23 protein-coding genes and 1 pseudogene are annotated in these 20757 nt (G+C 64.0%); 17 read left to right on the top strand and 7 right to left on the bottom strand.

Annotated features, from left to right (window positions below; genetic code table 11):
- Positions 1–4: 4 nt before the first annotated feature.
- Positions 5–562 carry an SET domain-containing protein gene (locus CT676_RS10695; protein WP_135214617.1) on the bottom strand — a complete coding sequence of 186 codons (558 nt, stop codon included), beginning with the start codon at positions 560–562 and terminating at the stop codon, positions 5–7.
- 160 nt (positions 563–722) lie between these two features.
- On the opposite strand from CT676_RS10695, the gene CT676_RS10690 reads away from it, so the two are divergent.
- Positions 723–1325 carry a hypothetical protein gene (locus CT676_RS10690; protein ID WP_167768016.1) on the top strand — a complete coding sequence of 201 codons (603 nt, stop codon included), beginning with the start codon at positions 723–725 and terminating at the stop codon, positions 1323–1325.
- Between the two features lie 21 nt (positions 1326–1346).
- Here CT676_RS10690 and CT676_RS10685 read toward each other — a convergent pair whose 3' ends face one another.
- On the bottom strand, positions 1347–2081 hold the full coding sequence (locus CT676_RS10685) for a WHG domain-containing protein (protein WP_135214615.1): 735 nt from the start codon (positions 2079–2081) through the stop codon (positions 1347–1349).
- A 106-nt stretch (positions 2082–2187) separates the two neighbouring features.
- On the opposite strand from CT676_RS10685, the gene CT676_RS10680 reads away from it, so the two are divergent.
- The 7 genes from CT676_RS10680 to CT676_RS10650 all read left to right on the top strand — a co-directional run bounded on the left by CT676_RS10680 (position 2188) and on the right by CT676_RS10650 (position 7631).
- The gene (locus CT676_RS10680; RefSeq protein WP_135214614.1) at positions 2188–3585 is read left to right on the top strand and encodes a carotenoid oxygenase family protein; all 1398 of its coding nucleotides are present in this window, start codon (positions 2188–2190) and stop codon (positions 3583–3585) included.
- A gap of 74 nt (positions 3586–3659) precedes the next feature.
- Entirely contained in the window at positions 3660–3923 is a 264-nt protein-coding gene (locus CT676_RS10675) for a hypothetical protein (RefSeq protein WP_135214613.1), read from the top strand.
- Between the two features lie 76 nt (positions 3924–3999).
- Positions 4000–4575 carry a hypothetical protein gene (locus CT676_RS10670; RefSeq protein WP_071912261.1) on the top strand — a complete coding sequence of 192 codons (576 nt, stop codon included), beginning with the start codon at positions 4000–4002 and terminating at the stop codon, positions 4573–4575.
- Positions 4576–4587: 12 nt separating this feature from the next.
- Positions 4588–5142, top strand: coding sequence for a septation protein IspZ (locus CT676_RS10665; protein WP_014494042.1), 555 nt, complete (start codon positions 4588–4590; stop codon positions 5140–5142).
- A 105-nt stretch (positions 5143–5247) separates the two neighbouring features.
- Positions 5248–5544, top strand: a complete 297-nt coding sequence (locus CT676_RS10660; RefSeq protein ID WP_071912259.1) for a hypothetical protein — start codon at positions 5248–5250, stop codon at positions 5542–5544.
- Between the two features lie 14 nt (positions 5545–5558).
- Positions 5559–6479 carry an SH3 domain-containing protein gene (locus tag CT676_RS10655; RefSeq protein ID WP_135214612.1) on the top strand — a complete coding sequence of 307 codons (921 nt, stop codon included), beginning with the start codon at positions 5559–5561 and terminating at the stop codon, positions 6477–6479.
- 132 nt (positions 6480–6611) lie between these two features.
- Positions 6612–7631 (top strand): DUF3616 domain-containing protein, encoded by a 1020-nt coding sequence (locus CT676_RS10650; RefSeq protein ID WP_135214611.1) that lies wholly within the window; start codon positions 6612–6614, stop codon positions 7629–7631.
- Between the two features lie 43 nt (positions 7632–7674).
- On the opposite strand, the gene CT676_RS10645 is transcribed toward CT676_RS10650, so the two are convergent.
- Positions 7675–9330 (bottom strand): fumarate hydratase, encoded by a 1656-nt coding sequence (locus CT676_RS10645; RefSeq protein WP_135214610.1) that lies wholly within the window; start codon positions 9328–9330, stop codon positions 7675–7677.
- Between the two features lie 246 nt (positions 9331–9576).
- On the opposite strand from CT676_RS10645, the gene CT676_RS10640 reads away from it, so the two are divergent.
- The 5 genes and pseudogenes from CT676_RS10640 (at position 9577) to CT676_RS10620 (ending at position 12733) form a co-directional block, all read left to right on the top strand.
- The gene (locus CT676_RS10640; RefSeq protein ID WP_071912253.1) at positions 9577–10050 is read left to right on the top strand and encodes a hypothetical protein; all 474 of its coding nucleotides are present in this window, start codon (positions 9577–9579) and stop codon (positions 10048–10050) included.
- 259 nt (positions 10051–10309) lie between these two features.
- Positions 10310–10480 carry a hypothetical protein gene (locus CT676_RS43945; RefSeq protein ID WP_166090739.1) on the top strand — a complete coding sequence of 57 codons (171 nt, stop codon included), beginning with the start codon at positions 10310–10312 and terminating at the stop codon, positions 10478–10480.
- A 110-nt stretch (positions 10481–10590) separates the two neighbouring features.
- Positions 10591–10686 (top strand): annotated as a pseudogene (locus tag CT676_RS10630) (isoprenylcysteine carboxylmethyltransferase family protein); the annotation flags it as partial.
- A gap of 170 nt (positions 10687–10856) precedes the next feature.
- On the top strand, positions 10857–11978 hold the full coding sequence (locus CT676_RS10625) for a helix-turn-helix transcriptional regulator (RefSeq protein ID WP_135214608.1): 1122 nt from the start codon (positions 10857–10859) through the stop codon (positions 11976–11978).
- Between the two features lie 80 nt (positions 11979–12058).
- A complete protein-coding gene (locus CT676_RS10620; protein WP_135214607.1) occupies positions 12059–12733 on the top strand; it encodes an isoprenylcysteine carboxylmethyltransferase family protein in 675 nt (224 codons plus the stop codon).
- A gap of 17 nt (positions 12734–12750) precedes the next feature.
- On the opposite strand, the gene CT676_RS10615 is transcribed toward CT676_RS10620, so the two are convergent.
- Together CT676_RS10615 and CT676_RS10610 are read right to left on the bottom strand one after the other, a co-directional pair.
- Entirely contained in the window at positions 12751–13458 is a 708-nt protein-coding gene (locus CT676_RS10615) for a glutathione S-transferase (protein WP_135214606.1), read from the bottom strand.
- 130 nt (positions 13459–13588) lie between these two features.
- Positions 13589–14260, bottom strand: coding sequence for a lectin (locus CT676_RS10610; RefSeq protein WP_135214605.1), 672 nt, complete (start codon positions 14258–14260; stop codon positions 13589–13591).
- 335 nt (positions 14261–14595) lie between these two features.
- Between CT676_RS10610 and CT676_RS10605 the strand changes: the two genes are divergently transcribed.
- From CT676_RS10605 to CT676_RS10590, 4 genes are all read left to right on the top strand, one after another.
- Positions 14596–15597 carry an NrtA/SsuA/CpmA family ABC transporter substrate-binding protein gene (locus CT676_RS10605; RefSeq protein ID WP_167768015.1) on the top strand — a complete coding sequence of 334 codons (1002 nt, stop codon included), beginning with the start codon at positions 14596–14598 and terminating at the stop codon, positions 15595–15597.
- Between the two features lie 14 nt (positions 15598–15611).
- Entirely contained in the window at positions 15612–16436 is an 825-nt protein-coding gene (locus tag CT676_RS10600) for an ABC transporter permease (protein ID WP_244623138.1), read from the top strand.
- 20 nt (positions 16437–16456) lie between these two features.
- Positions 16457–17296 carry an ABC transporter ATP-binding protein gene (locus CT676_RS10595; RefSeq protein ID WP_193560876.1) on the top strand — a complete coding sequence of 280 codons (840 nt, stop codon included), beginning with the start codon at positions 16457–16459 and terminating at the stop codon, positions 17294–17296.
- A gap of 90 nt (positions 17297–17386) precedes the next feature.
- Positions 17387–18112, top strand: coding sequence for a Crp/Fnr family transcriptional regulator (locus CT676_RS10590; RefSeq protein WP_063986244.1), 726 nt, complete (start codon positions 17387–17389; stop codon positions 18110–18112).
- Positions 18113–18122: 10 nt separating this feature from the next.
- Here CT676_RS10590 and atzF read toward each other — a convergent pair whose 3' ends face one another.
- Positions 18123–19508, bottom strand: a complete 1386-nt coding sequence (gene atzF, locus CT676_RS10585; protein ID WP_135214602.1) for an allophanate hydrolase — start codon at positions 19506–19508, stop codon at positions 18123–18125.
- A 169-nt stretch (positions 19509–19677) separates the two neighbouring features.
- A complete protein-coding gene (locus tag CT676_RS10580) occupies positions 19678–20709 on the bottom strand; it encodes a TIM44-like domain-containing protein (RefSeq protein ID WP_135214601.1) in 1032 nt (343 codons plus the stop codon).
- Between the last annotated feature and the right edge of the window lie 48 nt (positions 20710–20757).

Genomic DNA, 20757 nt, shown 5'->3' with positions numbered 1-20757 from the left:
ATGGCTATGCCCGCGCGCGACCGTTCTTCTTGCCAACGGCATGGCCGTTGAGCTTCTTCTTGTCGGCCTTCGCGCCCGCCTTCTTGGCCTTGGCTTCCGTGCGCGCCTTCACTTTGGCGCGTTCGGCGCGGGCCTCGGCGCGCAGCTTCTTGCGCTTGGCCTCGCAGGAAGGGCATTTGCAGCCGATCGGCTTCAGATAGGCTTTGAAGTAGTCGGTGCCGTAATCGTAGTTGATCTCGTCGCCCGGCTCGATGTTCCTGATGGCGCGGATGAAGACCTTGCGCTCGCGCGGCCGGACGTCGGACTCGGCGTTGGGGCGGCAGGAATGGTTGATGTAGCGCGCGAGGTTCTTGCGCACCGACCCGTCGATGGTCCAGCGGTTGTTGAGCTCGAACAGATATTTGTTCTCGATCTCGTCATGCGCGGGAATTCTGGAGTCCAGGATCGGTCCGAAATAACGGATGATCCGGGTCCCCTTCTTGATCGGCATGGTGGCGAAGAGGCCAAGTCCGGTCTTGGAACGGCCGACACGATAGGATTTGCTGGAAGCGATGGCTGGCATGATCGAATGAGATGTCGCGGACGAAGCGCGGTAAGCGCAGCGGAAGGCGCCCTTCTAGAACGATTCCGCGCCGCTGTCAGGTACATCCCGCCTCTGTTTGAACCTTGCCCACAGTGAAGACGTCTGATGGAGGGAGTTCCCTCTGTATCAAGGCGTCGTCATGAGGCGTATCGCGTTCCTTTGTCTGACCGTGCTGCTGACTTGCCTGAGCGCGGGTCACGTCGCCGCCCAATCCATGGGCAGCACCTATTCCTCCACAGCGCCAAAAGACTGCCGCCAGATCGGCGAGCCCAGCGAGCTCGACGGCAGCAACACGCGGGTCTGCCCGGGAAAAGACGGCCTGATCGTGCTGATCGCCGAGGATGATCTGCGCGAAATCGTCTCGGTCGGCCGCAACCGCAAGGCCGCAGCGGAGGAACCGGCAAAGGTCTGGTTCGCGCCATTCAATTCATCGGAGGCCACCGTCGAATGGCGTAGCGCGGGCACGAAGTCGTTCGCCATGATCCAGCGCTGGCACATCGCCGATAGCACCGATCCCGACAAGCAGGGACGGCCGAACACCAAGGCCATGCTCGTCGTGACGCGGCTGCCGCCGGGGCCGGTCTGCCACGTCGCCTATGTCGATGCCATCGCCAACCCCACCGCCAATGAGCTCGCGCGTAAGGCGGCGGACGATTTCGCCCGCAGCTTCACCTGCGGCAAGGACGAGGTGAAGATTGTCGGCACGCGTGGACGTGCGGTCGAACTCGCGACGATGCGCTAGGGCAGCGCCCGCCCGAAGGCGCTATGCCGGCAGCTTCGCCGTGATGGGCGCCGTCAGCATCGCCTCGAGCAACTGTTCGGTCGTCGTCCCCTCGGGCAGACGCCCCAAAATGTCCTCGAGACGGCCGTCGAGCAGCAGCATGGTGAAGCCGTGCACCATCGACCAGGCGCGCGCGATCGCGGCGCCCTGGTTCAGCGTCAGTGCGTCGCCGCTGATCTGCTCCTGCCGCATCATGCCGATGGCATTGGCAAGGCCGGCGAAGGAGGCCTCGGCCGCCTCGTGCAGCGAGGGCCTGGAATAGTCCAGCCGTTCGGTGCGGAACATGATGCCGTACATGCCCGGATGGGCCTGCGCATAGGCGACATAGGCCTTCGGCCGCGCCAGCGCGCGCTCCAGCGGCGTGGTGGCGGCGTCGCAGGACGAGGCCATCGCCGCGTTGAACTGGCGGAAGCCGACGGCCGCGAGCTCGCTGAGCAGGCCGGTGAGATCGCCGAAATGATGGGTCGGCGCGGCATGCGAGACGCCCGCCTCCCGCGCCACCGCCCGCAAGGTCAGGCCGGAGAGCCCGTCGCGCTCCAGCACCCGTTCGGCGGCCTGGAGCAGCGCCTCGCGCAGGGCGCCGTGATGATACGGCGTCTCCGTCTTCGCTACTGCCGGACGGCGTGCGGAACGCGCCTGTGCGCTCGCGGCCGACGATGTCTTGTTCGGGGTACGCGGCTTGCGCGCTGCTTCGCTCTTGGTGTCGTTCTTGGCCATTTGCAAGCTATATGACGCAATATTGACAGTGTAAAGATTTCACTTGACGAATGCAGTGATCGGCATTATTCGATCTTTACGATGTAAAGATAGGAAGGGATACGCCGTGCAGCACGACGCCGTCACCGAGCGCCGCCATAACCTCGGTCCGATTCCGTTCGAGGCCGACGCGCCCTTCCTGAAAATCGTCGGGGAATTGCCGCGCGATCTGAATGGCGTGCTCTATCGCAACGGTCCCAATCCGCAGTTCGATGCGCCCGGTGCGCACTGGTTCGTCGGCGACGGCATGCTGCACGCCTTCCACCTCGAGAACGGCCGCGCCAGCTATCGCAACCGCTGGGTCCGCACGCCGAAATGGCTGGCCGAGCACGATGCAGGCCGCGCGCTGTTCGGCGGCTTCGGCCGCAAGCTGCCAGATGCGCCGCAAAACCTCACCGACGGCGGCGTCGCCAACACCAACATCATCTTTCATGCCGGCAAGCTCTTGGCACTGGAAGAAGCGCATCTGCCGACCGAGATCGAGCCGGGCACGCTGGCAACGCGCGGCTATCACAATTATCAGGGTCGCGTCGCCGGCAGCTTCACGGCGCATCCGAAGGTCGACCCTGTCACCGGCGAGCTCGTGTTCTTCGGCTACAACGCCGCGGGTCCGCTGACGTCTGCCCTCTCCTACGGATCGATCGACGCCTCCGGCAAGGCGACGCGCTTCGAACGTTTCGAGGCGCCCTATGCCAGCATGGTGCACGACTTCATCGTCACCGAGAACCATGTGCTGTTTCCGATCCTCCCGATCACCGGCAGCATGGAGCGCGCGATGAGCGGACGGCCGCCTTATGCCTGGGAGCCGGACAAGGGCGCCTATGTCGGCGTGATGAAGCGCAACGGCACGGCCAAGGACATCGTCTGGTTCCGCGGTGAAGCCTGCTACGTCTTCCACATCATGAATGCGTGGGAGGACGGCAACCGCATCATCGCCGACGTCATGCAGTTCGAGGAAGCGCCGCTGTTTCCGCATCCCGATGGCCGGCCTACGGATCCGGAGAAATCACGCGCCCGCCATTGCCGCTGGACATTCGATCTCTCAGGAAAGACCGACCGCTTCCAGCAGACCTATCTCGACGATCTCACCGGCGAATTCCCCCGCATCGACGACCGCCGCGCCGGATTGAAAAGCCATCACGGCTGGTACGCCTGCGCCAATCCGCGGCTGCCGATGTTCGGCGCGCTGTCGGGCATCGTCCATGTCGACGACAACGGCAGACGGCTCGGTCATTATCTGCTGCCGGCCGGCGATACCATCTCCGAGCCGGTGTTCGTCGAACGCGCGACGGATGCAGCGGAAGGCGACGGCTGGCTGCTGGCGGTGGTCTGGCGCGCGCGGGAGAACCGCAGTGACCTCGCCGTGTTCAACGCCACCGATGTCGAAGCCGGCCCCGTCGCGCTGGTGCAGCTCGGCCACCGCGTGCCCGACGGCTTTCACGGTAATTGGGTGGGTGCGCAGTAACTCTCGCCTCGTCATTCCGGGGCGCGACGACGTCGCGAGCCCCGGAATGACATCGCGGATGTCACCAAAGAGGCCTGCACATGCCCTCGATCACCACAGATTGCCTTGCCGTCCTCGCCTTGGCCTGCGCCGCGCTCGCACTCCGGATGATCCGGCTACGACGGAGCGGCCATGTCATCTTCAACGGCGGTATCTTGCTCTCGGTCGGCCTCCTGCTCGCCGCCGCGCTGCCGATCCTGTCACGCCTGCCCTGGGCGGAATTCGCCGACGAGGCGTCCGACCAAGCCATTGCAGCACTTCATTTTTTGGAAGTCACCTACGTTATTTTGACACTGTAAAGATTTCGCTTGACCTGGCATCGCTCCTGCTTTATGTATCTTTACATCGTAAAGATTAGCCAGACCGAGGCGGCTCATGGCGATTTTCCTGATCCTCGCGCCCTACGGCGCCTACACTTTCCTGATGCTGGTGACGTCGGCCACGATCAGCGTGTTCGCCGCGTCTGCAATCTGCCTCGCCACCATCACGGTCGATGTCGCGCGCGGCCGCTCCGTGAAAATCCTGGCGATGGGCTCGGCGATCGTATTCGCCGCAATCGGTCTCTACCTCGCGCTGATCGACCCGAAGCTCGGCACGCTGGGCGTCAAGCTGTCGGTCGATATCGGCATCTTCGTCATCTCGCTCGGCTCGATGCTGGTCCGCCACCCGTTCACGCTGCAATATGCGGTTGAAACCGTCCCGGCAGAGACGGCGGCGATGCCTGGCTTCCTCACCGCCAACTACGTCATCACCGGCGCCTGGACCGCCGCTGCGCTGTTGATGATGGCCGCCAACATCGCGCTGCTCTACGTCCCCGGCCTGCCGCTCTGGTCGGGCCTTGCGGTCGCCTTCGCCGCCCGCAACAGCGCGATCTACTTCACAAAATGGTATCCCGAGTATCGCCAGATCAAGTACGGTGCGCCGGCCAGCGCAATGCCCAACACTCGCTGAACAGGACAGACGATGAAGGACGTATTCGCCCGCCTCGCCTCCGACTTTCTCTCCGCCATCGTTTTCCTGGTCATCTACCTCATCACCGACAACGTCGTCCTGGCTACGTCGGTGGCGATTGCCGGAGCGATCGCGCAGGTGATCTACGCGCGCGTGAAGGGGCAGCAGCTCAATTACATGACCTATGCGAGCCTCGCGCTCGTCGTCGTGCTGGGCACGGTCACGCTGCTGACCAATGATCCCCGCTTCATGCTGGCAAAGCCCTCGATCGCGCATTTCGCTATCGGCGCCATCATGCTCAAGCGCGGCTGGATGCTGCGCTACATGCCGCCGATCGTCGTCGAGACCGTTCCAGAATATGTGACGGCCGCGGGCTATGCCTGGGCGTTGCTGATGTTCGTGATCGGCGCCGGCATGATCGCGGTCGCCTCCACCGGCGATCTGAAGCTATGGGCGTTCTACATCACGGTGGTCGCAGGCGGCGCCAAGATCCTCGCCTTTGCCGTGCAGTATGTCGTGCTTCGCCTCATTGTCACCAGCCGGCGCCGTGCCGCCGCCCGCGCCTAAATGCCTCCAAGGGAGGGTTAGGCAGCTGCTGCGAGTTGCGCTATACGCTCGGCCAGGGACGGGCCGCGGATCGTCGCTGCCCGCCGGGATTTATGGGAGACACGAATGGCCGTGGACGGCAACTGGACTCTGACCATGACGACGCCCATGGGCGAGCGCAAGGCCACGCTGACCTTGCTGAACTCCGGCGGCACACTGACCGGAACGCAGGGCGCCGACGGCAATTCGGCCGAGATCTTCGACGGCACCATCAGCGGCGACGCCGTCAACTGGAAAGTCTCGATCACCAATCCGATGCCTTTGACGCTCGAGTTCATCGGAACGGTCTCTGGCGACAGCATGAGCGGCGAGATGGGCATCGGCCCGATGGGCAGCTTTCCGTTCACGGGCGCGCGCGCATAGGCACGTTGCGAACCGTGCGCGTGCTCCGTCTCATCGCGGCAGCGATCCTGTGTGTCGCGACACAATCGGCGCGCGCGGATGACACCGAACCGGCGTGGCGCGCAAGCGCGCTCGCCATGGTGCCGGCGGGCTATGTCGCCGGCACGTCCTATCGGACCGAAGGCTCGACCGGCACCCTCGCCGTCTATCCAGCCTCGTCGAATGATCCCAAGACACCGGCAAGCGTGTTCGCTGCGCGCCAGGCCCTCGTCGTCACGCTGACGCCGGATGCGACGCGCGGGGTCTCGGCCGAGCTGAAGCCGCGCAGCGCGCCGGACCCTGATAACGACGACACTGACTTCGCAAAGCTCCACGCCGATCTCGCCGCCAGACGCGCAACGCTGCCCGATGGGACCGAGCCGTGTGATCTCGGCGCCTGGTCTATCGACAAAGATCCTGATGGCCTCAACGTGCGCGCCGAGCCCTCGGCGAAAGCGCGCGTGCTCGGCACGCTGCCGCCGCCCTACCGGCTGAAGCTTGGCGGTGCCGAGAACACGCCCGACGGCGGCTGGCTCACCGAATTCCGCATCATCGGCTTCAAGGATGGCTGGTTTCTGATCGAAGGCGCAAAACCGCCGGGCAAGGACTACGAGGACGACAAGAGATATCCGCGCAGCGCGCCAAAACCCTATGCGGGGCGCGGCTGGGTCGCGTCCAACAAGGTCGGCGCATCCTACGCCAATGGCGCGACGCGCGTGGGCGGACTTTTCCAGGCGCCGTTCGTCGATGCCAAATGGATGCCGGCCCAGCGCGAGCTCGGCGGCCCAATCGACACCGACGGCAGCCCGAAGCGCATCTTTGCCTGTAGCGGGCTCTGGGGCCTCGTCGAGAGCCAGGACGGCGTCCGCGGCTGGTGGCGCTCGCTGTGCTCGAACCAGGTTACGAATTGCAGCTAACGGGCTGCGGTCATTGGCCACGGGGCCAAGGCGCTCAGGTCGTTGACCACAGCCGGCTTCACGAGCAGGATACAGCATACAACTAAAGATTTTTATTGATCTCAACACACTTGCAGCAGAAGGGGAATTTGCATGGTCTCCCTCCCCGCTCGCAATCGCATCCACCTGTTCCTGACCTCCGCCGTGGCCGCACTTGCCGGAGCAGCGCCGGCGAGTGCCGATGAGCTCGAGCCGCGGTCGCCGGCGTGGCAACTGAGCGAGCCGTTCAAGAAGAACGCGGATGCCCGCACCAACATCAGCGGAGCGGCGTGCGCGACCACATCCCCGCCCCTCAAATCCTGCCTCGTCGTCAACGACGAAAAGAAATACGCGCAGTTCTTTGCGATCGAAGGCACAACGATCAATCCCGGCAAGGTAATCCGCCTGCTGAGCGATCAGGCCAGCGGCGATCCGGATGCCGAGGGCACCGCTTACGATGACGGTTATTTCTACGTGGTCGGATCGCACGGCCGCAAACGTCATCATCCCGACGACAGCAATCCGACGAGCTATCACCTCTTTCGCTTTCCCGTCGACAAGCTCACTGGAGAGCCACCCTTCCCGATCTCCGCGGACGAGGTGATCGGCGTCGAAGCATCTGTGACGCGCCTGCGCGGTGCAATCAAGGACGCACTGCCCGCGGATTACGACAAGCCCCTCGGCGACAACGGCGCCAACATCGAGGGCATCGCGGTCAAAGGGGACCTGATGTATCTTGGTTTCCGTGGTCCCTCCAAAGGCGGCAATGCCTATATTCTCACGGTCGACGCAAAGGCCGTCTTCACCGAGAACATGCCGCTCAAGGCCAAGCTCATCGACCCGCCGCTGCCGCTTGGTACAATGACCGGTATCAGGGACATCGCCGCCGTGTCAGGCGGCTTGCTGCTCTTGACCGGGCCGGTCAACGAACAGCAGATCTCGCCCGCCGTCGTCTTCTACGATACCAGCAGCGGCAAGCTTGGAACGACCCACACGCTCAGCGTCGCCGACAGCACCGCCAAGGCAGAGACCCTGCTGGTGCTCAGCGACATCAGCGGCGAGCCATGGCGCGTGCTCGTGATGTTCGATGGGCCCGAAAATGGCGCGCCGACGCAGTATGTGGTGCCGCGCTGAAGCGCACCATCAGCGGCGGACCGCCGTTCAACTGCGCGGAGCGCTAGCCCAAATTCAGCTCCTTGAAGAAGTCGTTCCCCTTGTCATCGATGATGATGAACGCCGGGAAGTCGACGACTTCGATGCGCCAGATCGCTTCCATGCCGAGCTCGGGATATTCGAGCACCTCGACCTTCTTGATGCAGTGCTCGGCGAGGTTCGCCGCCGCACCGCCGATCGAGCCGAGATAGAAGCCGCCGTACTTCTTGCAGGCCTCGCGCACGGCAGGCGCGCGGTTGCCCTTGGCCACCATCACCATCGAACCGCCTGCCGCCTGGAACTGGTCGACGAAGGAATCCATGCGACCCGCGGTGGTCGGGCCGAACGCGCCGGAGGCGTAGCCCTCGGGCGTCTTGGCGGGACCAGCGTAGTAGACCGGATGGTTCTTGAAATAGTCCGGCAGCGGCTCGCCCCTTTCGAGGCGCTCGCGCAGCTTGGCGTGCGCGCTATCGCGCGCGACGATCATGGTGCCGGTCATCGAGACCCGCGTCTTGGTCGGGTACTTCGAGAACGTCGCCAGGATGTCCTTCATCGGCTGGTTGAGGTCGATCTTGACGACCTCGCCGCCGAGCGACTGCTCGACCTGCGGCAGATATTGCGCCGGGTTGTGCTCGAGCTCCTCGAGATAGACGCCATCCCTGGTGATCTTGCCGAGCACTTGCCGGTCGGCCGAGCAGGACACGCCGAGCCCGATCGGCAGCGAGGCGCCGTGGCGCGGCATGCGGATCACGCGCACGTCGTGGCAGAAATACTTTCCACCGAACTGCGCGCCAACGCCGAGCGACTGCGTCATCTTGTGGATTTCCTTCTCCATCTCGACGTCGCGGAAGGCGTTGCCGTCGGGCGAGCCGTGGGTCGGCAGCGCGTCGAGATAGCGGGCGGAGGCGAGCTTCACCGTCTTCATGCACAGCTCGGCCGAGGTGCCGCCGATCACGATGGCGAGGTGATAGGGCGGGCAAGCCGCGGTGCCCAGCGTCAGGATCTTCTCCTTCAGGAAGGCTAGCAGCCGGTCCTTGGTCAGCACCGAGGGCGTGGCCTGGAACAGGAAGCTTTTATTGGCAGAGCCGCCGCCCTTCGCCATGAACATGAACTTGTAGGCGTCGTCGCCCTCGGCGTAGATCTCGCACTGCGCCGGCATGTTGTTGGCGGTGTTCTTCTCCTCGTACATCGACAAGGGCGCGACCTGCGAGTAGCGCAGATTGCGGCGCAGGTAAGCGTCGCGCGCGCCTTCCGACAGCGCCGCCTCGTCGTCACCGTCGGTGATGACGTTGCAGCCCTTCTTGCCCATGATGATCGCGGTGCCGGTGTCCTGGCACATCGGCAGCACGCCGCCGGCCGCGATGTTGGCGTTCTTCAGGAAGTCGAGCGCGACGAACTTGTCGTTCGGGCTCGCCTCGCCGTCCTCCAGGATTGCGCGGAGCTGCTTCAGATGGCCGGGGCGCAGATAGTGGTTGATGTCGCCGAAGGCCGCCTCCGACAGCGCCCGCAGCGCCTCGCGCGACACCACCAGCATGTCCTTCCCCAGGACCTTCTCGACCCTGACACCCTCAGCCGTGATCTTCTTGTAGGGCGTCTCGTCCTTGCCAAGCGGGAACAGCGGGGTGTGCTTGTAGGGCGGAACGGGTTTTGCGGGGTCGGGGAAGGCGGTGGGAGCGTTCATGGGCAAATCTCGGGGTTTTGGAGCCCTCGCGGGCCTCTAAGCGTAGAAGCGTTCTAAGCTTTTTTGCCGCGAATGGAAGGCGTTCTGGCGCGGCCGAGGCATCCCGATTCGGCGTCACGACGGCCCTTTTTGGTTGCCGTCGGCCGGACGCAAGGTGGCGACGACCGTCCCCGGCAGGCTCTGGGTGCACCCCTTGCGCTCGGCGCGCGACGAAGGTTGAATGCGCGGCCTAAGGGGCTTTTCATCATGATTTTCAAACTGAACGTCCGCGGCGCGATCCTGGTCGCCGCCGCCATCACCGGCCTTGTGACCCTCGCCTCGCCTGCCCGCGCGGATCGCTGCGATGACAGCGCCAAGGAGCTGACGAACCAGGTCGAGCGCCTCAAGGTGAATTTCCGGGCCGCCAACATCGTCTACCTCTCGCACCCCGCGGCCAAGGAGCTGTCCGTGGGTTGCCGCGGCGACAAATATTCCATCGAGCTCTATGCCAAGGGCGATCGCAAGCCGACACCGGAGTTCTTTTCACTGGTGGGGTCGATGGCGGCGATCGTCTTCACCGTCACGAAGGACGACACCACGACGGGCGCGACACGCTGCCTGAAGCGGATGGGACTGTTGCGCGGCGACAAGGTCGTCATGCGCTACCGCCGGCTCAACATGGAATGCACCCGTACCAAGACGGATGCGTCCATCGCGATCACGCGCGGCAAGGACGAGTAGACGGCACTCGCTCTTTCCACACGCTCCGTCATTGCGAGCGCAGCGAAGCAATCCAGAGTCTTCCCGCGGCGGGATTCTGGATTGCTTCGCTGCGCTCGCAATGACGAGGAGAGAGCCGCGGTCCACTCAAATCGTGCACTCGCGGGACCAAGAACGGCATCCCACCGCACCAACTCCCTCGCATTTTAACGATTGGCTTGACGGAAGCTTCGCTCCTCGCAGCGCAAGGTCGATTGTTTCCATGTGTGAGGATTTGTGGATGAGCGTCTCTACCGTTGCGCCGCCGCCGATTGCGATCGTGGTGCCGAGCTACGACGCGACCAAGCAGCAGGACGACCAGAAGACCAAGGACAACGACCCGACCTACAAGCCGCCGCCGCCCGCGCCGCTGCCGCCGGGTCAGGGCACGCGGATCGATCAGCTCGCCTGATCAGGGCCGGTCAAAGATGAAACGCCCGATCCGGTCGATCGGGCTTTTCGCGTGTCCGGCCGCATCTTCGCCGGATAGCGGGACCAATATCGTGCGCGGCTGACCTGCGCATGATCGCAAAACTGCCGTTGCAGAACACGATCACCGCCGCGGCCATGGGCGCGCTGCTGTTCGCTTGCGCCGGAACGATGCACTGGCCTTCGGCCTGACTGTTCCCGCGCCACGTCCGTCCGGCCCGTTCCTCCCGGCATCTCGCTCAGCGCCCGCCAGGGCTGCGAGAGCGTCTTCAAGTGTGATCCGGCTCATCAAATTTCCACATCCGGCGTGCTCATCTGTGAGGCTGAACGAGCCCATCCATCCGTTCATGGACACGCCTATGGAACTGAATGAAAAGCTGCTCTCGCTGGTGACGGACATCTACGATGCAGCGCTCGACGATTCCCGATGGACGGCGACACTTGGCAGCATCGTCGACATGGCGGGCGGCCAGAGCGGTGGTCTGGTCTGGATCGGGGCAGCCGGCGAGGCCGTGATCTCGCATGCCGTCGGTGTCGAACCCGCCTATGTTCAGTCCTACATCGAAACCTACGAGCCATTCGATCCGTCGCGTAGCGTGCTCCACGCCGCGGTCGGCCAAATCCAGACGATCAGGGACTGGATCGACGTCGGCGAATTCCGGACGACCACGTTCTACAACGAATGGGCGCGGCCGCAGGGTCTCGAGGACGCCGCCAACATCCTGCTCGGCAAGTCTGCCGAGGGAATATCCCGTCTCTCGATCATGAAGGGCGGCGGGCCTGTCGATCGCAGGATGTATCAGACGATCTCTCACCTGACGCCGCACATGCAACGGGCCATGCTCGTCAGACAGAAGCTGCAGCAGCAGAATGCATTGGAGACGACGTCGGTCCGCACGCTCGACGCTCTGCGCACCGCCGTTCTGCTGCTCGATGCCGACGGTCATGTCACGCACGCCAATGTAAGCGCGCGAGAGATTTTGGACGAGGCCGACGTCCTTCGTTCGGTCCATGGCCGGCTCGTGACGTCGGACCTGAATGCCGATCGGATGCTGCGGCAGGCGCTGGCGGGCACGGCTCTCGGCGACCGGTCGATGATGAGTGCGAACATCTCGCTGCATCTGACGGCCCGCAACGGCTCGCATTATGTCGGGAATCTCCTGCCGCTCACCGCTGGACGCCGGCAAATGTTCGGGGCCGGCTATGAGGCCTGCGCCGTCCTGTTCGTCAGCAAGGCAGCGCTCGAGACGATCGTCGCGCCCGACCTCATCCGGAAGCTCTTCAAGCTGACGCCGGCCGAGCTGCGCGTCTTCCTGGCCATCGTCGAAATCGGCGGGGTTCCTGACGTGGCCAGAAGCATGGGCATCGCCGAAACGACGATCAAGACCCATCTCACCAGGATCTTCACGAAGACCGGAACCAAACGACAGGCGGATCTGGTTCGGCTCGTGGCGGCCTTTACATCGCCCATCAAGATCTGAAGCCAACCCTGTCGCACCGGCCGCATGTTTGCCCGAAGAATGCTATCAATGCGCCGGCGTGTGACGGAATCAGATCGAACATGATCGCAAAACTGCTGTTGCAGAACACGATCACCACCGCCGGCATGGGCGCGCTGCTGTTCGCTTGCGCCGGGACGATGCATTGGCCTTCGGCCTGGGTGTTCCTCGCCACCTGCGCCCTGCTCGGCCCGCTCTGCGGCTGGTGGCTTTATCGGGTCGATCCGGCGCTGCTCGCCGAACGTCTGCGGCCGGTCCTACAAAAGGACCAGCCTGCCGCCGACAAGGCCTTCATGATCGTCTTCGTCATTGCGATGCTGGCCTGGCTGGCCGCGATGGGGCTCGACCGGCGCACGCAGTCCTCCGACGTGCCGGTTGCGTTCCAGGCGCTCGGTCTCCTGCTGTTCGTCCTCTCGACGCTGTTCATCCTGTGGGTGTTCCGCGAGAACTCGTTCGCCGCGCCCGTGGTGAAGCTCCAGGCCGAACGCGCACAGCGCGTGGTCTCGACGGGGCCTTACGCGCATGTGCGCCATCCCATGTACAGCGGCATGATCCTGTTCTTCGCCGGCGTGCCGCTGCTGCTGGGCTCGTGGTGGGGCCTTGCGATAGCGCCGGTCATCGTCGTTTTGTTTGCTGTCCGCATCGGCATCGAGGAGCGCACGCTGCGCGAGGGCCTGCCGGGCTATTCCGACTATATGACGCGCGTGCGCTATCGCCTGCTGCCCGGCGTGTGGTGAGCCGCTATCCGGACCGGCTAATTGTCCAATTCCTTGTAGCGGCGGAAAATGCCCTGCTCGTTGAAGGGAATGCGGCGTTCGCTCGCAAGATAGGCCTTGATGTTCGGCCGCGCGGCGATGCGGTCGTGCAGGGCGACGAGGCCCGGGATATTTCCCTCGAACGCCTTCATGCGCTTGGGGAAGGCGTAGCGCAGCCCATCGACGATCTGGAACAGCGAGAGATCGACGTAAGTCAGCCTGCGACCGGTGACATAGGCACCCCCATTGCCGGCGAGAAGCTCTTCGAAATAGCCGAGATATTTCGGCACGCGCTCGTCCCAGAACTCGGCCGTGCGCTTCTTGGCCGCCGGCTTCTGATCTTCATAGTACATCGAAGGCCCGAGCGGGTGATGGGTGTCGTGGATCTCGGTCACGAGGTCGGTGATGGTGAGCTGAAGCTGGTGCACCCAGAGCTTGCCCGCCTCCGTCTTCGGCGCGAGTCCGTGGCGGGCGCCGAGATAAAACAGGATGTTGGCGGTCTGGCCGACGACGAGCTTGCCCGCTTTCAGGAACGGCGGCGCAAAGGGCGGCGTGCCCTTATGCGCATCCATCATCTTCATCATCGCAGCGGTGCCGCGCGGGCCGCGCGCAACGTCGACATAAGCGGCCCCCGCCTCCTCCAGCGCCAGCCGCACATATTCACCGCGGCCCTGGATCTCGGGCCAGTAGTAGAGCTCGTATTTCATGGGAGGGATCCGTGATTGCGTGCTCATCAGTGTAGCACGCAACCCCACGCTCCGTCATTGCGAGCCAACTGGGCCGCGCTTGGCGCGGACCCGTTGGCCCCCAATGACGATGAGGCGAGAGCAGACGTCCTCAGTTCACTGCAAAACAATACAGCAGCCCGTCGCCGCCGGTGCTTTTCAGGTCGGCCTGCGAACAACCGCCCTCCGATCCGCGCGAGGGATGGGCGGCGTTCCAGGACTTCACCGTCGGATTGGTCGCCGGGCCGTTGACATCGGAATGGCCGAGCATCGCCGCGCCTTGCGTGCTCGACGTCCAGTTCTTGCAGGTGCGGTCATCGGCGCCCGCGAACGCCGTACCGTCAGGCTGCGATCCCGTGAGAATGTCGTGACGGTTGGGCTGGTCGCCAAAGCCGTTGACCACCTCGCCCTTCTCGGTCAGCGAACTATCCTTGTTGACCTTGTTGGCGCTGTGCAGTTCAGCGACGTCCTTGGCGATCACGACGCCTTTTGCATTCTGCCAGGGTCCCTTGCCAATGCGGTCCTTGGCATTGACCGCCGGCTTACCGTCCGCGGCCTGTGTCGATAGATAGGCATGCCAGGTCTTGGTTCCGGCGCCGACCGTCTGTGCGAGCTTCTGGCACTGCGCATCGGCCCCTTCAAGGCCGCCGAGATCGGCTCCCTTGCCCGGCCCGCTCGAAGTCACAAAGAAGGTCATGTCGGCTGACTGCGCCTGCACCGATGGACTTGCGAAGAGCGCGAGCGCAACGCCTGCTGGCACGATGACCCTGGCAAAAATGCTCATCCTATCCTCCCGATTGTTCCTGCAGATTGTTCCTGCGATTGCTTCTGGCTGACGGTCTTTGATCTGCTGACATGAACCCGTCACGACAGACATTATTCCGGCGGCCATCCGCCGCACGGGCGTTGCCTCGAGCGGCGGCCCGCGACCGGTCGCCCCAAGGGCCATGTCGATTAATTGCTTCCCGAGACCGTAGCGCCGGGCGAGCATACCAACGCGGGGCCGATCCTCAAGCGATCGCCCAGGGGAGGACGCGGGAGTCCGTTGCGGAGCCGTTCAGGGCGGTATCCGCGATCACATCGGGGCTGCCGCCCGGCGCGGCGCGAGGGGAGATCGTCATGCACTGGAACACCGTCCGCCCAATTGCGGCAATCGCCGGCTATGCCGCGCTTTGCTACCTCGCCATTGGTCCGGGCTGCGCCTCGGCCGCGGAATTGCTCAAAGCCCGGCTTGCGCAAAACCTCGGACCGATCTCCGGCCTTGCGATCGTCGCCAAATCGAAGGGGATTTTCGAAAAGAAGGGACTGGACATCACCGTCTCGAACTTCACGTCCGGCAAGCAGTGCCTGGACACCGTGATCGGGGGCGGCGCCGACATCGCGACGACGGCGGAGGCGCCGGTCACCGCTTCGGCGATGGCAAACCAGCCTATCGCCTTCGTCGCCGGCATGGAATATTCCGACCTCAAGACGGTCGTCGTGGCCAAGGCCGGCGTCAAGACCAAGGCAGATCTTCGCGGCAAGCGAATCGGATTCACTGCCGGCACCGGCAGCGAGGTCTACACGGCGACTTTGCTGAAGTCGGCGGGATTGACTCCCAAGGATGTCACCCTCGTCAACCTGCGGCCGCAGGAGATGCTGCCGGCACTTGCAGCAGGAAGCATCGACGCGATCGACACTTGGGAACCCCACATCGCCAACGCCAAGAAGGCCCTCGGCGAAGCCGTCGCTGAGCTCGATACAACGGGCACTTACTCCGAGACGTTCAACATCGTCGTCACGAGACCCTATCTGGATGCCAACCCTGCGCTGGTTGAGAAGTTCATCGCCGCGCTGATCGACGCCGAGGTCTGGATGAAAGCACACCCGGATGAAGCGATCACGGTCGTGGCGGACGCGGTCGGCATGAAGCGGGACGACCTCGCTCCGATCTGGGCCGACTATGTTTACCGGGTGCGTCTCGACGACCGGCTGATCGAGATTCTCAAGACCCACTCCGCATGGCGCCTCGAGAGCGGCAACCATCCTCCGGGAGCGGTGATGCCCGACTTCAGCAAGGTCGTCGTCGCCGAGCCGCTGAAGAAGGTCGACCCCGCACGCGTCACGCTCTCGTGGAAATAGGCACCCGCACAGCCATGCAGGACGGCACCTCAGCAGGACAAGAAATTGCTCTCCGCACCGACGGTCGCGGTCGGCGGCCGGATTCAGTTCGTCTTCGCCGCATCAATATTCTGGTCGGGGCGCTTTCGCTTCCCCTGTTCGTCGGCCTCTGGGAACTGGTCTCCCGTTCCGGGGCCGTCAACATGGTGCTGTTTCCGCCGCCGACAGTGGTAGCTGCGGCGGTCCTTGAGTGGATACGAAGCGGACAGTTCCTTGGCGATCTACTGGCCAGCCTCTTTCGCGTCACCACGGGGTTCATCGTAGGCGGCCTGCTCGGCATCCTGCTCGGTATCCTCACCGGCCAATTCCCTGTTATTTCGAGCTTGCTGTCTCCGCTATTCCATATCCTGCGGCCAATTCCGCCGATTGCTTTCGTGCCGATCGTCATCCTCTGGTTCGGCCTGTCGGAGGCGGGAAAACTGTTCCTCGTCGTATGGGGCGTGTTCTTCACGGTTTGGCTTTCGACCCACATCGGCGTGCAGAAGGTTGACCGCGGCCTGATCAGGGCGGCGCTAATACTTGGCACGCCCCGGCGGCAGATGCTCCAGGAGATCGTGCTGCTGGGCGCGCTTCCCTACATCGTGGTCGGGTTGCGCACCGCCGTCAGCATCTCCTTTTACACGCTCGTCGCGGCCGAACTCGCAGGCGCTTTCGCCGGCATCGTCTACAGGATCGAGATTGCGCAGCAGAATTTGCAAACGGGCCAGGTCATGGGCGGGCTCGCAGCGCTCGGGTTGATTTCGTTCATTGCCGACCGGCTGTTTTCAGCTCTTGCGGAACGTACTGTCTGGTGGCGTTGATGTCGGGAGCTCGATCGATCATGAAACTGGCTCTGGCAAGTTCGCCAGCCCCCGTCGAATCGGTGCGGAGACAACCGGCCATTCAAGTCTCAAACCTGAGCATCGTTTTTGACACCCGCCGCGGGCAGACCATCGCGGTGGATCGCGTGTCCTTCGACGTGGCGCCTGGCGAGTTCGTTTGCATCGTCGGGCCCTCCGGTTGTGGCAAGTCGACGGTGCTCAATACGATCGCCGGACTGGAAGTGCCGTTTGAGGGCGACATCCTGGTAGAGGGCTCGCGTGTCTACAGCCCGCGACCCGATGTCGGCATGGTGTTCCAGCAGCCGCATCTTTTCCCTTGGAAGTCGGTCCGCAGGAACATCGCCCATGGCCCCAGGATGCTTGGGAAGTCCAGGATGGAAGCGAATGCCATCGCCGACGATCTGATCGCGACGGTCGGTCTCAAGCGTTTCGCCGACGCCTATCCGAACACGCTGTCCGGCGGCATGCAACAGCGCGTGGCGATCGCGCGAGCCTTGGCCAATCAGCCCCGCGTGCTGCTGATGGACGAGCCCTTCGGGGCCCTCGATGCGCAGACCCGGGCGGTGATGCAAGACAATCTGCTGGAGCTGCGCGACCGGATCAAGGCGACGATCGTGTTCGTCACGCATGACATCGATGAAGCCATCGTGCTGGCCGACCGTGTTCTCATCATGAGCGCGGGGCCCGGCCGCATCCTGCGCGAAGTCGCGGTCAAGCTGCCGCGCCCGCGGTCGAGTTCTGTCATGGTCGAGCCAACCTATCTTTCCCTCAAGAAGGATTGTCTCGACGTCATCCGCGCAGAAGGGCTGCGGGCGTTCAATCAGTCGGACGCGAGCTGATCGCCCAGAACTTGGAAATCGCGAAGCAGCCCGCAGCTCGCTGGCATGGTTCTTGAATAATCGATGCCGGGTCTCACGGTGGAGCCGGCGATGCACAGGGCGAATAGCGCGATAGCGGCAGGTGTGATGCTGGCCGAGTCGGACAATCTCGTCAGGCCGCTGCCCGGCTTGCTGGACGGTCTCAACCGGGCTGATTGCAATCGGCTGCGTGCGATCGGACGCGAGAAGGCCCTGGAAGCCGGCCAACTGGTTTGGTCTCAGGGCGACACACAGGCTGGGATCTACCTGATCAGCGAGGGACGCATACGCAGCTACTATGCGGCGCCGTCGGGGCGCGAGGTCACGCTCGCCTACTGGTTTCCCGGCAACTTCGTTGGCGGCCCCGATATATTCGGAACGGGCCCGCATATGTGGTCATCGGTTGCGGCCGAACCCAGCCTGTTGACGTTCATGCCGGGACTGGCGCTGCGGCGGCTTGCGCTGGAATCGCCGGCGATCGCCGTCGCCTTGCTGGATGCCCTGGCATTCAAGGCGCGATGCTATTCGGCGATGGCCCAGATGCTCGGGACGCGCTCGGTGACCGAGCGGCTGCATAGCCTGTTGATCTTCCTGTCGCACGTCTACGGCGTGAAGCGCGACGGCGAGGTCGTCATCGGGATGCCGTTTACCCACGGCGATCTCGCCAATCTCATCGGATCCACCCGCCAATGGGTGACAGTACAGCTCGCGCGGCTCCAGGAGGAAGGCGTGATCAGGTACGACAGATCCGTGATTTCGATCCTGGATCTTTCGACGCTCGAGCAAGAGATGGAATAAATTCCGTCCGTCAGCCGCCAGACTTCAATTCGAACGCCGCTCGGCCTGCACTGGCCTCGAACCGCCGCGCCAGTCCGATCAGCGCGCGATCATGCCAGGCCGGCGCCAGAAGGGTCACGCCCATGGGCATGCCGTTCGACAATGTCGCGTTCGGAACCGCCACGCCGCAGAGATCAAGCAGATTGGCAAAGTACGAGTAGTAGCCGAGGCGATTGTTGAGGGTGATCGGATCGCGATCCATCTCCTCCAGCGTGAACGGCCGCGGTGCGGTCGGGACCACCAGCGCATCGATACCCGCAAAGATCGCCTCGGCGTCGCGGCGAAGCCGGTGCAGCCGGTGAATGGCACCAAATGTGTCGATCGCTGAATAGCCGGCGGCCGAGCCCAGCACGGTCCTCGTGACATCAAGCAGGGAGCCAGAATCGATGTCCATCAGCGAAGCGATGGCCGAGTGCCGCTCCGCGACCCAGGGTCCGCTGAACATCAACTCCCCGGCCTGGCGGAACGGCGCGAGGTCCACCTCGATCGCCGTTCCCCCGATCTGCGTGAAACGCTCGCAGGCGCGCTCATAGAGCTCGCCGCATTCCGGCATGCCGAAGCATTCGAGATCGGCGGACGCGATGCGGCCGAAGCGGAAGGATGGCACCGCCCCGCTGGCGAAAGAAAAGGCCCTGGGCAGGCGGCTGTAGGGATCTTCGAAATCGAACCCTTCGATAATTTCGAGGATTGCCTCGCCATCACTGACGGTATTGCAGAACACCGAGACGCAATCGATCGTCGGGCAATTCGGCACCAGCCCGCGTGATGACACCAGCCCAACGGTCGGCTTGATTCCGACGATGTTGTTGAAGCCGGCAGGTATGCGGCCGGACCCGCCGGTATCGGTGCCGAGCGCGAACGCGACGTGCCCGGCCGCGACGGCGACCGCGGACCCGGAACTGGAGCCGCCCGCAATATAGCGCGCATCGGCAACCGACGCGCAGGGGCCATAGGGCGAACGCGCGCCGGACAGGCCTGTGGCGAACTGATCGAGATTGGTCTTTCCGAGGCAAATTGCGCCGGCCGCGGTGAGGCGTTCGACGCTGTGAGCGGAATGCCAGGGCGTGTAGCTGAACGCCGGGCATGCGGCAGTGGTTGGCATTCCCTCGACATCGATATTGTCCTTCACACCAAAGGGAATGCCGAGCAGCGGAAGATTTTCGCCCGTCCGCGCGCGCGCCACGAGCTTCCGGCATGCTTCGAGCGCCTCCTCCCGCGGGCGAAGATAGATCCAGCAATTGCGGTCGCGCTCGGCCTCGATCCGGTCATACGCCGTTTCGATCGCCTCCAGCGGCAGGGACGAATTCCTGGCAATGGTTTCGTGATTTGTCCTGGAGCGCGCGACAGACTGGCTCACCGAATATCTCCCTCTCTAACCGGCAGGCGCGAAATTGCGGGAGCTCTGCGCGGGCAACAAGCAATTAAGTGCTTCGCGCAAAATGGTCGGCCGTATCGGGACATAAGCGGCTCAAAGAAAAAGGGCGCCGTGCCGAAGCACGACGCCCTTGTCTTTAATCTGCGTACGATCAGTTGGTCTGCTGGATCGCCGACAATTCCCAGCCGCTGCCCGGACGGCGGGCGAAGGTCCAGATCTCGGTCGCCTCGGCCGGCTGCTCGCTGCCGGCGACAACCGCACCGCTGTTGCGGTCCAGCGTCTTGTCGGTGAGGGCGAAGCGCAGCGCCACCGTGGCGTATTCGGTCTCGCCTTCGCGCCAGGCTTCCGCGAGGTCGCCCTGCAACAGCTTGACGTTGGTCACCTTGTTGACGACGTTGCGCGCGCGGTTCTGGCCGAGGTCCTGCTCGAAATAGGAGACCATTTCCGGCGTCGCGAGCGTGTGCAGCTTTGCCACGTCCTCGTTCGACCAGGCGGCCTGGACATCGCCGAGCAGGCGCTCGAACGCCTCATAGTCATCCGGCTTGATCTCGAGCGGTGCGTTGTTGGCGCCGCCGAAGCCGAAGCCGCCGAGACCACCGCCAAGTCCACCACCGACGCTACCGCCACCGAGGCCGCTGCGATAGTTCGGCTGCGGTCCCTGACCGCTGCCTGCATCAGCATTGGCATAGGCCGCCTGCTGCGAGTGGCGGCGCTGCCACCAGGACATCGCCAGCCGCACCACCAACACCACGAGCGCGATCTGGATGATCAGGCCAATGATTGACGACAGGCCGCCGAGGCCACCGAACAGGCCGCCGCCGAACAGCATGCCGAGCAGGCCTGCGCCGAGGAAGCCGGCCGCAAGGCCGCCCATGAAGCCGCCGGCGCGGCCGAACAGGCCGCCACGGGCGGGTGCGGCGGCAGCCGAATTCATGCCGGCACCCGGCTGGGTATAGGTGCGGTTGAACTGCGAGGTCGAGCCCGGCGCGGTCGTGGTCGAAGGCGGCGCCGAATAGGTGCGCGAGCCGCGCGAACCCGACGACATGCCACCACCGACGCGGGCGTCGGCGGACGAAATCACCAGCGCAGTCGGCAGCGCAAGCGCCAGCATGACGGCGAGGGTCTTGAAGAGAGTGCGGGAGCGTTGCGAGAAAGTCATGTGCGTTTCCCAAATCCCCGGCATGGGGACGTGCTCCTAAGATGGGCAGACTTCCCGAAAAGTGAAGCCGGT

This window comes from Bradyrhizobium sp. MOS001 (assembly GCF_004634465.1).
Taxonomy (GTDB): Bacteria; Pseudomonadota; Alphaproteobacteria; order Rhizobiales; family Xanthobacteraceae; genus Bradyrhizobium; species Bradyrhizobium barranii.
The sequence above is the reverse complement of the archived record's forward strand: the minus strand, read 5'-3'. Positions and strand labels throughout refer to the sequence as shown.

What these genes read in the sequence shown, in the direction of transcription:
- CT676_RS10695 (WP_135214617.1), bottom strand. Translation starts at nt 562, where the DNA reads ATGCCAGCCATCGCTTCCAGCAAATCCTATCGTGTCGGCCGTTCCAAG.
- CT676_RS10690 (WP_167768016.1), top strand. Translation starts at nt 723, where the DNA reads ATGAGGCGTATCGCGTTCCTTTGTCTGACCGTGCTGCTGACTTGCCTG.
- CT676_RS10685 (WP_135214615.1), bottom strand. Translation starts at nt 2,081, where the DNA reads ATGGCCAAGAACGACACCAAGAGCGAAGCAGCGCGCAAGCCGCGTACC.
- CT676_RS10670 (WP_071912261.1), top strand. Translation starts at nt 4,000, where the DNA reads ATGGCGATTTTCCTGATCCTCGCGCCCTACGGCGCCTACACTTTCCTG.
- CT676_RS10665 (WP_014494042.1), top strand. Translation starts at nt 4,588, where the DNA reads ATGAAGGACGTATTCGCCCGCCTCGCCTCCGACTTTCTCTCCGCCATC.
- CT676_RS10660 (WP_071912259.1), top strand. Translation starts at nt 5,248, where the DNA reads ATGGCCGTGGACGGCAACTGGACTCTGACCATGACGACGCCCATGGGC.
- CT676_RS10650 (WP_135214611.1), top strand. Translation starts at nt 6,612, where the DNA reads ATGGTCTCCCTCCCCGCTCGCAATCGCATCCACCTGTTCCTGACCTCC.
- CT676_RS10645 (WP_135214610.1), bottom strand. Translation starts at nt 9,330, where the DNA reads ATGAACGCTCCCACCGCCTTCCCCGACCCCGCAAAACCCGTTCCGCCC.
- CT676_RS10640 (WP_071912253.1), top strand. Translation starts at nt 9,577, where the DNA reads ATGATTTTCAAACTGAACGTCCGCGGCGCGATCCTGGTCGCCGCCGCC.
- CT676_RS43945 (WP_166090739.1), top strand. Translation starts at nt 10,310, where the DNA reads ATGAGCGTCTCTACCGTTGCGCCGCCGCCGATTGCGATCGTGGTGCCG.
- CT676_RS10625 (WP_135214608.1), top strand. Translation starts at nt 10,857, where the DNA reads ATGGAACTGAATGAAAAGCTGCTCTCGCTGGTGACGGACATCTACGAT.
- CT676_RS10620 (WP_135214607.1), top strand. Translation starts at nt 12,059, where the DNA reads ATGATCGCAAAACTGCTGTTGCAGAACACGATCACCACCGCCGGCATG.
- CT676_RS10615 (WP_135214606.1), bottom strand. Translation starts at nt 13,458, where the DNA reads ATGAAATACGAGCTCTACTACTGGCCCGAGATCCAGGGCCGCGGTGAA.
- CT676_RS10610 (WP_135214605.1), bottom strand. Translation starts at nt 14,260, where the DNA reads ATGAGCATTTTTGCCAGGGTCATCGTGCCAGCAGGCGTTGCGCTCGCG.
- CT676_RS10605 (WP_167768015.1), top strand. Translation starts at nt 14,596, where the DNA reads ATGCACTGGAACACCGTCCGCCCAATTGCGGCAATCGCCGGCTATGCC.
- CT676_RS10600 (WP_244623138.1), top strand. Translation starts at nt 15,612, where the DNA reads ATGCAGGACGGCACCTCAGCAGGACAAGAAATTGCTCTCCGCACCGAC.
- CT676_RS10595 (WP_193560876.1), top strand. Translation starts at nt 16,457, where the DNA reads ATGAAACTGGCTCTGGCAAGTTCGCCAGCCCCCGTCGAATCGGTGCGG.
- CT676_RS10590 (WP_063986244.1), top strand. Translation starts at nt 17,387, where the DNA reads ATGCACAGGGCGAATAGCGCGATAGCGGCAGGTGTGATGCTGGCCGAG.
- CT676_RS10580 (WP_135214601.1), bottom strand. Translation starts at nt 20,709, where the DNA reads ATGCCGGGGATTTGGGAAACGCACATGACTTTCTCGCAACGCTCCCGC.